Here is a 10005-nt window from a genome sequence, read left to right as displayed (position 1 = left end):
GTCGGCTCATACGGATTATTGGAGGAAGTTACCGCTCGACCCCCACCGGGCGGCGGTCGAAGCGGAAACCGTCTCCAATAAACAGTATCAGAACTCCGGTTCGGCCTCGGGTTCGACGCCAAGGTCCTCGCCGTCAAGGTCGAAGGAGTCCCGGAGTTCCCTGATCCGGTCGCGGATGTCGGCAGCCAACTCGAACTCCAGATTGTTCGCCGCTTCCTGCATCCGGTCTTCAAGGCGTTCGATCTGTTCTCTGGCCTCGTCGTCGGTCGACGGGGCGTCGGACGACAGCCCACTGGTGTCGGTTTTCGATCCCGGCAGGTTCGTCTCGCTGACCGCCTTCTCGATCGTCGTCGGCTCGTTGCCGTGCTCGGCGTTGAACTCCTGTTGAATCCGCCGTCGGCGCTGGGTCTCGTCAATCGCGGCGGCCATCGCGTCGGTCGTCTCGTCGGCATACAGGATTACCTCGCCGTTGACGTTCCGGGCCGCCCGGCCCATCGTCTGGACCAGCGTGGTTTCGGAGCGCAAGAATCCCTGCTGGTCGGCATCCAGGATCGCAACGAGCGAGACTTCCGGAATGTCCAACCCTTCACGCAGGAGGTTGATCCCGACCAGCACATCGATTTCGCCGAGCCGCAGGCTCCGAATCAGTTCGTGTCGTTCGAGGGTATCGGTCTCGTCGTGCATATAGGCGACGTCGATCCCGGCCTCGTCGAAGTACTCGGTGAGGTCTTCGGCCATCCGTTTTGTGAGCGTTGTGACCAGCGTCCGCTCGTCGCGCTCGATGCGTTCGTGTATTCGATCCAGGAGGTCCTCGACCTGCCCAGTCGCCGGAACGGTCTCGACCTTCGGGTCGACGAGGTGGGTCGGCCGGACGATCTGTTCGACCACCTGTGCGGAGTTATCCAGCTCGTAGTCGCCCGGCGTGGCGCTCACATAGAGGAGTCGCTCGGTTTTCTCCTCGAACTCCTCGAAGGTCAGCGGGCGGTTGTCGTAGGCCGTCGGCAGGCGGAACCCGTTTTCGACCAGCGAGTCCTTCCTGGATTTGTCGCCCGCGAACTGGCCTTTGATCTGCGGGAGGGTGACGTGCGATTCGTCGACGACACAGAGGAAGTCCTCGGGGAAGTAGTCCAAGAGGGTGTAGGGAGCCTCGCCCGACTCGCGGTCCGAGAGGTGGACGGAATAGTTCTCGATGCCCGAGCAGTGGCCGGTCTCCTGGAGCATTTCGATGTCGAAGGTCGTCCGCTCCTCGATCCGCTGGGCGGCCACGAGATCACCCTGGCGCTCGAAGTAGCCGATTCGTTCCTCCATCAGCCCCTTGATCTCCGCGATGGCTTCGTCGAGGGTGTTGTCTGGGATCGAGTAGTGTTCGGCGGGGTGAATGAGGACAGCTGGCTCGGTCGATTTGACCTCGCCTGCGAGCGTGTCGACCTTCAGGAGGCGGTCGATCTCGTCGCCCCAGAACTCCACGCGGACGGCGTAGCGGCCGTACATCGGGAAGATCTCGACGGTGTCACCGCGGACGCGGAAGGTGCCCTGCGAGAAGTCGACGTCGTTGCGCTCGTAGTTGAGGTCCACGAGTCGGGCCAGCAGTTCGTCGCGGTCGATCTGTTGATCGACGCTCAGTTCCAGCGCCATATCCCGGTAGACGCCCGGATCGCCCAGCCCGTAGATCGCCGACACCGAGGCGACGACGATCACGTCGTCCCGCGTCAGCAGCGAGCGTGTCGCGGAGTGGCGGAGCCGCTCGATCTCTTCGTTGATCGACATATCCTTGTCGATGTAGGTGTCGGTCTGCTCGACGTAGGCCTCCGGTTGGTAGTAGTCGTAGTACGAGACGAAATACTCGACCGCATTATTGGGAAACAGATTGCGGAACTCCTCGTAGAGCTGGGCCGCCAGCGTCTTGTTGTGGGCCAACACCAGCGTCGGCGAATCGAGTTCCTCGACGACCCACGAGACCGTGTTCGTCTTCCCGGAGCCGGTGACACCGAGCAACGTCTGTTCGTCCATCCCCTCCTCGTAGCCCGCGACTAACTGCTCGATCGCCTCGGGCTGATCGCCCGCCGGGTCGAAGGGCGCGTCGACCGCGAACGGCTGGGCGTCGCCCGGTCGATCCGGCTGGAGGGGTCCGGACTGCGTGTCGCTCATTGGCGGGCGTTAGGGACCGCCATACTTTACGGCCGCGGTGAGTTGCTGGGCGCGAACCGAACCCCGTGAAATTACTACCCAGCAACACGACCGGTCGACCGTGAACATAGGAACTGCCCTCCGATCCGGTGTTCGTGTCCTGCTCGACCGCCCGGCGAGCGTGCTGCCCGTCTACCTGCTCGTCGCTGGCATCACCGCGACGACACGGGTGCCGGTCGTGCTTGGATTGGCTGCCATTGTCGGCATCCTCGCGGCTGACGGACGGCTCGATGCACTAGTGACGGAACTCCAGCGCATCGATCCCGAGGCCCTCGATGAATCGTCGCCCGAAACAGCCGCCGACTCGATCCCGCCGGGGCTCGAAGAGGCGGTTCTCGACGTCTTTTCCCCGGAGATACTCGTCTTGGGTCTCGGGGCGATACTGGCGTCGGTGGTCGTCAGCGTGGTCGCCAACGGCATCGGCAACGCCGCGGCGATCAACGGCATCTACGGCTGTCTCTACGGCGGCGACGGGGTCGAGGACGCCGTCGTCGGCGTCGGCCGCGACTGGAAAGCCTTCGTCGGCATCACGCTGGTCAAGATCGGTGTACTGTTCGTCGGGGCTGTTCCGATCGTCCTCGGAGCCAGTCTCTTTATCCTCTCGACCGCCGCCGGAGTGGCGGCCACACTCGTCGGCTTCCTGCTGTCGTCGGGCGTCGTCATCGTCGGGCTGTTGTTGCTTGCGTTCGCAGGCCAGTCGATCGTCGTCGATGGGACAAGTCTCGGAACTGCGATCCGGCGGAGCATCGGCTTCCCGTTCGGTAATCCCATCGCCTTCCTCGCCTACGTCGTCGCCGCCCTCGTCGTCTTCGGCGGGCTCGGCGTCCTCTTCATGATCTTCAATTTCCTCGGCGTCTCACGGCTCTCGGGGATTGTTGGCCCCCTCGTCGCGTTCCCCTTCCTGGATGCATTCAAAACGGCACTGTACGCCGACCGGCCCCTTTCGGCGCGTCTCGACGATCACGCTTCACCGTCGGCCGGGACACCGACGACCGGCAGCCGAACAGAGATGACCGACGGCGGTGAACGACCTCCGTCGGACGAGCAACCCGGCGACGAGCCGCAGCCGTCGGCCGACGAGCAGGCGACTGTCGACGCTCCACAGTCGGCGGATGCGGACGAGCAGTCGGTGGACACCGATCGGACGGTCGATGGCGAGCCACCAGTCGACAAAGCCGACCGTCCCGCCGAGGCCGACCGCGAAGACGACGATCAGCCAGCCTACCGCCATCGGTTCATCGGGGCGTTCCGGGAGGGACTGGTCGCCCTCGGCGGCTTCACGCGCCACCACCCGGTGCCGATCCTCGGGGCCGCGATCCTGTTCGTTGCGGCGGCGATCGGCGGCTGGCAGCTCACCGCCGAGTACGCGGTCGACCTCCCGGCAGGCAGCGAGCCGGGTGAGGTCTTCGGGACGTTCCCGGTGGCTGTGTTTGTCACCATCGCCGCCAACAACTGGCTCGTTTCGGCGACCGCCATCTTCGGCGGGGTCGCCCTCGGCGTGCCGACCGCCGTCGACATGTTGCTCAACGGCGTCCTCGTCGGGGCGATCTCCGGCATCGCAGACCCGCTGGTCGTGCTCGCACTCGTTGCTCCCCACGGCGTGATCGAACTCCCGGCGATCGTCATCGCTGGCGGGTTCGGGTTCCATCTCGCCGGGATCGTCGCCGGGATGTTCCGCGGCACCCGGACCTCGGCCGAGCTCGCCGAGGCGCTCCGGCTCGCCTACCGCGTGCTGCTCGGCCTGGCGGTTGTCCTCGTCGTCGCGTCGTTCATCGAGGCGTTCGTGACGCCAGCGATCGCCGAGGCCGTTTTGGCCTAATCGACTCTCCTGGAGCCACGGGAGTGACAACTCATGAACTGTTTTGTCGGTTGGAACAGTATTCCCGATATGGTGCCCGAAACACTCGTCCGGATCGGTGTGCTGCTCGTCGCGATTCCGGTACTGCTGGCGCTGCTGAGCGCAGCGTGGCTCTGGGTCCCGCTCGGACTGTTCGTCCTCGTCGTCGGCATCCTGCTGTCCTTGTTTAAAAAGCACCACGAGAACCGACTGGACGGCAGGGTGTCGTAGCGGTCCACTTCGGACTACCCTCCCTCAGTCGTCGACTGTGGAGTCGGTCGACTCGGGCGGCTCAACCGCTTCAGCCGACTCGCTTGGGTGATGGGATGTCGACTCGGGCGGCGTGTCGACGCTCGTTTCGAACTCCTGGGAGACGAGCCCGGCGGCTTCGACCAGCAGCGCGACCACCAGCGGGCCGACGATAATACCGATCGCGCCGAGACTCAGCAGGCCGCCGACGAAGCCGATGAAGTAGAGGCTACCGGAGATGTCGGCGGTTCGGCTGGCGATTCGCGGTCGAATCAACAGATCCGGAAGCCACGCGATGAGCCCCCCGCCGACCAGCGCAACTGCCAGTGCACCGGCGACGTCCCCGGCGACGAGACGCCCGCCGACGAGCACGACGATCAACAGACTCGGCCCGGCGATCGGCACGAACTGGAGGATACCGGCGACCGTCGCCAGGACGATCGGCGAGTCGTAGCCGAACAGGACGAAGACCGGCAGCGCGATCAGGAACGTCCCGATCGCGGTCGCCGCCTGCAAGACGTACAGCGCGAACAGCGTCTCACGCGCCCGCGTGTGGAGCGCCTCGCCGATATCCCGGTAGTTCGGCGGCACCACCGTGAGGACGCCCGAGCGGATGTCCTGCTGGTTGTGGAGCAGCGAGAACACCAACAGCACGAACAGCGTGAGCTTGATCAACAGGACGGGCAGCGACGAGGCGATCGCCCCCGCAAGCGCGGTCACCTCCCGGCTGACGAGCGTGATAACATCCGAGACGACCAACTCGTAGGTGAACCCCCCAAGACGCAGCGGAATCGATTCGGGCAGCCCGCGGATAACCGCGCTCACCTCGGAAAACCTGATGATCAGGAGGTAGACCAGCGGCCCGAACAGCGCGACAACGCCGCCCACGGCGGTTGCAGTCACCGTGAGGGTCGACGTGAGCCGCGAGAACCCGTACCCGCGCAGCCGCCGCCGGAGCGGGACCAACAGATAGGCGACCGAGAGTGCGACGAACACCGTTCCCAACACATCGAACAGAATGACGGCCGCGAGCGTGGCGATGGCGGCCAACACGCCACCGAGCACGTAGAGTCGACGGCTCATACAGACTCAGGGCAATCGGCCCACAAAACAGTTCGCCATCCGATGGGTTGTGCTGTCAGATCACCCACGATGATGCTCACCGATACTGGACGGGAGAGTTATTCCCGCCGCTGCCGAACTTTGGTGCGCATCGTCCCCGCAGTCGTGTGCCGAGATGTGGGCCGACAGTGCGGTGTCGACGGGACGGGCGTGGATCACCCATGGCCGACGAGACTCCTCCCACCGACCAGCCGGACGAATCGTCTCTTCCAGGAGAGCCAGCCTCGATCTGGCTCGCAACGAACCCGGAGACCGAATACGACTCCCTCACCGACCCGCTCAGCGTCGACGTGGCGGTCTGCGGTGGCGGTATTGTCGGGCTGACCGCGGCCAAACAGCTCGCCGATGCTGGCCTGTCGGTCGCCGTGCTCGAACGCGACCGGATCGTCACCGGCGTCACGGGTCACTCGACGGCGAAGCTCACCACCCAACACGGCCTCAAGTACGACACCCTCCGGTCGAAACACGGCCCCGAGACCGCCCGCCAGTACGCCGCCGCCAATCGGGCCGCCATCGAACACGTCGCCGGTCGTATCGACCAGTGGGACGTCGACTGTGGCTTCGAGCGCCGCCCGGCGATCATGTATACTGAGCAGGCTGGACGGCGGTCGACACTCCGCGACGAACGCAAGGCCGCGTGGGAGGCCGGGATCTCCGCCACAGCCGACGACGAGATTCCGTTTTCGCCGACCGCGACGGCCGGGGTTCGGTTCGACGAGCAGGCTCAGTACGATCCGCGGGCCTACCTGCTGGAACTGGGTGATAAAATCGAGTCGGCTGGTGGCCAGATATATGAGAACACGGCCGTCACGGGACTCTCCGGCAGCGACCCCTACCGCGTCGAGACGAGCGTCGACGACAGCGAGACGACAGCCGACGGCGAGGCGACGGTCGACGACAGGGCTGGCGAGACGGAGGCGGCTGTCACGGTCGACGCCGAGCAGGTGATCCTGGCGACGCATTTCCCGATCCGGGACCGCCTCGGCCTCTTCGCGCGGCTGTATCCCAAGCAGTCCTACGTGCTGGCGGTTCGGCTGGCTGACGGGGGCGAGCCGCCCGAGGGGATGTACTACCGCGTCGACGATCCCTACTTTTCGGTGCGGAGCGCCACGGTCGACGGCGAGGAACTGACGCTGATCGGCGGCCAGAACCACAAAACAGGACAGGGTGGCGACACCGCCGACCACTACCGAACCCTCGAACGCGAGGCGCGGGATCACTTCGAGATCGAGGAGATCGTCTACCGGTGGTCGACACAGGACTACGTCTCGGTCGACGGGATTCCCTACGTCGGCCACGGTGGACCGCTGACCGACGACCTCTATATCGCAACGGGGTTCGGCGGCTGGGGGATGTCCAACGGCGTGGCCGCCGGACTCCAGTTGGCCGATATGGTCCGCGGCCGCGAAACGCCGTGGCAGCGGGCCTTCGATCCGCGGCGCGTGACGGTCCAGGAGTCCGCCGGGAAACTCCTCACCGAGACGGCCAACGAGGGCGGCCAGTTTATACGCGGCTGGATGAAAAGCGTCCGTTCGGAGCCGAGCGAGCTCCGGACGGACGAAGCGGCCATCTACGGCCGCGAGGGGAAACCGATCGCCGCCTACCGTGACTCCGACGGGGAGCTACACACCCGGTCGGCGATCTGTCCGCACATGGGTTGTGTCATCGACTTCAACCCCGCCGAACGGTCGTGGGACTGCCCCTGTCACGGCTCGCGGTTTCACGCCGACGGCGAGGTCTTCGACGGTCCAGCCATTGAGGGATTGTCGACGATCGAGGATTTAAAAAGTGATTCCGACTCAGTCGACGAACTGTAACCGTCAGGAGGTGGGTTGGACTCGCTATCGGCTCACTGGCCGTTTTCGGTCGTTTCGGTACCGACGATCGCTGGTACCAACGTACGTAGGTTCAGAGCTTTTCCATACAGGCCTCCCACTCTGAAATGCGGGCAGACCACCACCGATGCCCCTCCACCGCGGCCCCCACCCGGTGGTGACACATCCCGCTTGCCTTCCCCGCCCCTCACAACCGGTCCCCCGGATCCTCCTGACAGGGATCCGCGCCCTCATCCGGGCTCACGACGGAACCGTCCCCCACCATTCCGAACCGTCCGGTTCCGTGCATCCCCCCTTTACCGGCGGTCGACACCACATACGTACCGACAGTCGACGGATACTCCCAGTTACGACTAGCTTTGCTTCCGCCGCCGGAGGGTTGATATACGAGACGGCAGTACGGCGGTTCATGCCCGCTGGATCGCTCACCACGGCGCTCCGAGAGACCCTCTCGCTGTTCGATCGCGCCGGTACGCCGCTGACGACCACCGAGGTCGCCGCCCAGTTACCGATCGGTCGGCGGAGCGCCTACGAACGGCTCGAACGGCTCGTCGAGGCCGACCGTCTCGACACCAAATCGGTCGGTGCGAGCGGCCGCATCTGGTGGCAGCCGTCGCCGGTCGACCACGAGGAACGGGACGACACTGCTACTCCCGACTCGCCAACCGAGCGGTTCGAGTCACTGATCGAACACTCGCCGGACATGATCGACGTTCTCGACGCCGACGGGCGGTTGGTGTCGGTGAACCGCCGCCTGTGTATGGAACTCGGCTACAGCGAAGCGGCGCTTCTCGGCGCGGGGATCTGGGAGTACGACGAGTCGATCGACGAAGACGGGGTCGAGACCCTGTTATCGGGGCTGTCGGTCGACGACCCCCGGAGCTTCGAGGCTCGATACCGGCGGGCCGACGGCTCGACGTTCCCTGTCGAGGTCAACCTCATCCGGCTCGCTGGATCGAGTACCGATCGCTTTGTGGCGATCAGCCGCGACATTTCCGATCGGAACCGAGATGAACGCGCCCTCCGCGACCGAGTTCGCCAGCAGGAGGTGGTGACCGAACTCGGCACCCGTGGGCTGGAGGGCGTCGACCTCGATGCGCTGATGGCCGAGGCCGCGGCCGCCGTCGCCGAGACGCTGGACACCGACTACTGCAAAGTCCTGGATCTCGATACCGAGGCCGACGAGCTCCTGTTACGGCAGGGGGTCGGCTGGGAGGAGGGGATCGTCGGCTCGGCGACGGTGTCGGCGGTCGAAAACGAGTCACAGGCCTCCCACACGCTGCAGACCGAATCCGCCGTCGTCGTGAACGACTTCACGACCGAGCCGCGGTTCAGCGGACCCGACCTCCTGACGGACCACGACGTGCGAAGCGGAATCAGTACGATCATCGGTCCCCTCGATAGCCCGTGGGGAATCCTCGGTGCCCACGACACGGCACCGCGGGAGTTCTCCGACCACGACGCCAACTTCGTCCAGTCGGTCGCCAACATTCTGGCGACGGCGATCAACCGCCACGCCTCCGACCAGCAGTTGGTCGCCCAACGCGAGCGCGTCGGCGCCCTGAACGATCTCAACGGCGTCATTCGGGAGATCACCAACGCAGTGATCGATCAGTCGACCCGCGCGGAGATCGAAGCGGCCGTCTGCGAGCGGCTTGCGGCGACTGACTCCTACCAACTCGCGTGGATCGGCGCGGTCGACCGCGCTTCCAACACCGTCGAGATCCGAACCGAAGCCGGGGTGAGTGGGTACACCGACGAGATCACGGTCTCGGTCGACTCCGAGGATCCGTTGAGCGGCGGCCCGACGGCGCGAGCCCTCCAGACGGGCGAGACGCAGGTGGTAAACGACATTCCGACCAACGCCGGTCACGATCCGTGGCGGGACCCCGTCGAGAGCTACGGCTTCCGCTCGTCGGCTGCCATCCCGATCGCCCACGAGGGAACTATGTACGGCGCGGTGAACATCTATGCCGACCGCTCGAACGCCTTCGAGCGGCAGGAACGGGCGGTCATCGACCAGCTCGGCGAGGTGGTCGGCCACGCTATCGCCGCCGCCGAACGGAAGCGGGCGTTGCTGAGCACCGAACTGACCGAACTCGAATTCCGCATCCGAGACGTGGCCGCCACCTTCGACGTGACCGCCGATATCGAGGGGACGACGACGTTCGACACCGTCGTCCCGATCGGTGACGACGAGTTCCTCGTCTACGGCACCGCCACCGACGCCGCAGTCGACAGCCTCACGCAACTGGTCGCGGTCCTCCCCCACTGGCAGGCGGTCGACTTCGATACCGACGACGACCCCGCGAGCTTCGAGCTCCGACTCAGCGATCCGCCGATCCTCTCGGAGATCGCCAGCTACGGCGGCTACGTCGAGGGTGCCGTCATCGAGGACGGCGACTACCGGATGACGATCCACCTCGCACCGACCGCCGACGTGGGACAGGTCGCCGATCTCGTCCGGGCAGCCTACCCCAACGTCGAGATGCTCCGCCGCCAGCAGATCACTACCCAGCACGACGGCTTCAGACGCATCCAGCGGCATCTGGGCGAGACGCTCACCGACCGCCAGTCGGCCGCCCTTGAGACGGCCTACCACGCGGGCTACTTCGAGTGGCCCCGTGGCCATTCCGCGACGGAGATCGCCGACACGCTGGGGGTCGCTCCCGCGACGTTCCACCAGCACCTTCGCAAGGCCGAAAAACGGGTGTTCGACGAACTGCTGTCGACGACGAGCCAGCAACGATTACCGGCCGCACGACACTAATCGCA

6 protein-coding genes are annotated in these 10005 nt (G+C 65.4%); 4 read left to right on the top strand and 2 right to left on the bottom strand.

The window, feature by feature from the left end; translation table 11 throughout:
• Positions 1 to 87: 87 nt before the first annotated feature.
• On the bottom strand, positions 88 to 2148 hold the full coding sequence (gene uvrB, locus NO877_RS16225) for an excinuclease ABC subunit UvrB (protein WP_256397398.1): 2061 nt from the start codon (positions 2146 to 2148) through the stop codon (positions 88 to 90).
• Positions 2149 to 2248: 100 nt separating this feature from the next.
• Between uvrB and NO877_RS19830 the strand changes: the two genes are divergently transcribed.
• Positions 2249 to 4006: a stage II sporulation protein M gene (locus tag NO877_RS19830; RefSeq protein ID WP_256397397.1), complete on the top strand. Its 1758-nt coding sequence runs from the start codon at positions 2249 to 2251 to the stop codon at positions 4004 to 4006.
• Positions 4007 to 4075: 69 nt separating this feature from the next.
• The gene (locus tag NO877_RS16215) at positions 4076 to 4255 is read left to right on the top strand and encodes a hypothetical protein (RefSeq protein WP_256397396.1); all 180 of its coding nucleotides are present in this window, start codon (positions 4076 to 4078) and stop codon (positions 4253 to 4255) included.
• Between the two features lie 24 nt (positions 4256 to 4279).
• Here the strand turns inward: NO877_RS16215 and NO877_RS16210 are convergent, their stop codons facing one another.
• On the bottom strand, positions 4280 to 5356 hold the full coding sequence (locus NO877_RS16210) for an AI-2E family transporter (protein ID WP_256397395.1): 1077 nt from the start codon (positions 5354 to 5356) through the stop codon (positions 4280 to 4282).
• A gap of 200 nt (positions 5357 to 5556) precedes the next feature.
• Between NO877_RS16210 and NO877_RS16205 the strand changes: the two genes are divergently transcribed.
• Together NO877_RS16205 and NO877_RS16200 are read left to right on the top strand one after the other, a co-directional pair.
• A complete protein-coding gene (locus NO877_RS16205; protein ID WP_256397394.1) occupies positions 5557 to 7212 on the top strand; it encodes an FAD-dependent oxidoreductase in 1656 nt (551 codons plus the stop codon).
• Between the two features lie 427 nt (positions 7213 to 7639).
• Positions 7640 to 10000, top strand: coding sequence for a bacterio-opsin activator domain-containing protein (locus tag NO877_RS16200; RefSeq protein ID WP_256397393.1), 2361 nt, complete (start codon positions 7640 to 7642; stop codon positions 9998 to 10000).
• Positions 10001 to 10005: the final 5 nt, after the last annotated feature.

It is taken from the genome of Halohasta litorea (assembly GCF_024494645.1).
GTDB lineage: Archaea > Halobacteriota > Halobacteria > Halobacteriales > Haloferacaceae > Halohasta > Halohasta litorea.
Note: the sequence above shows the minus strand (reverse complement) of the source record. Positions and strands in the feature narration are given on the sequence as shown.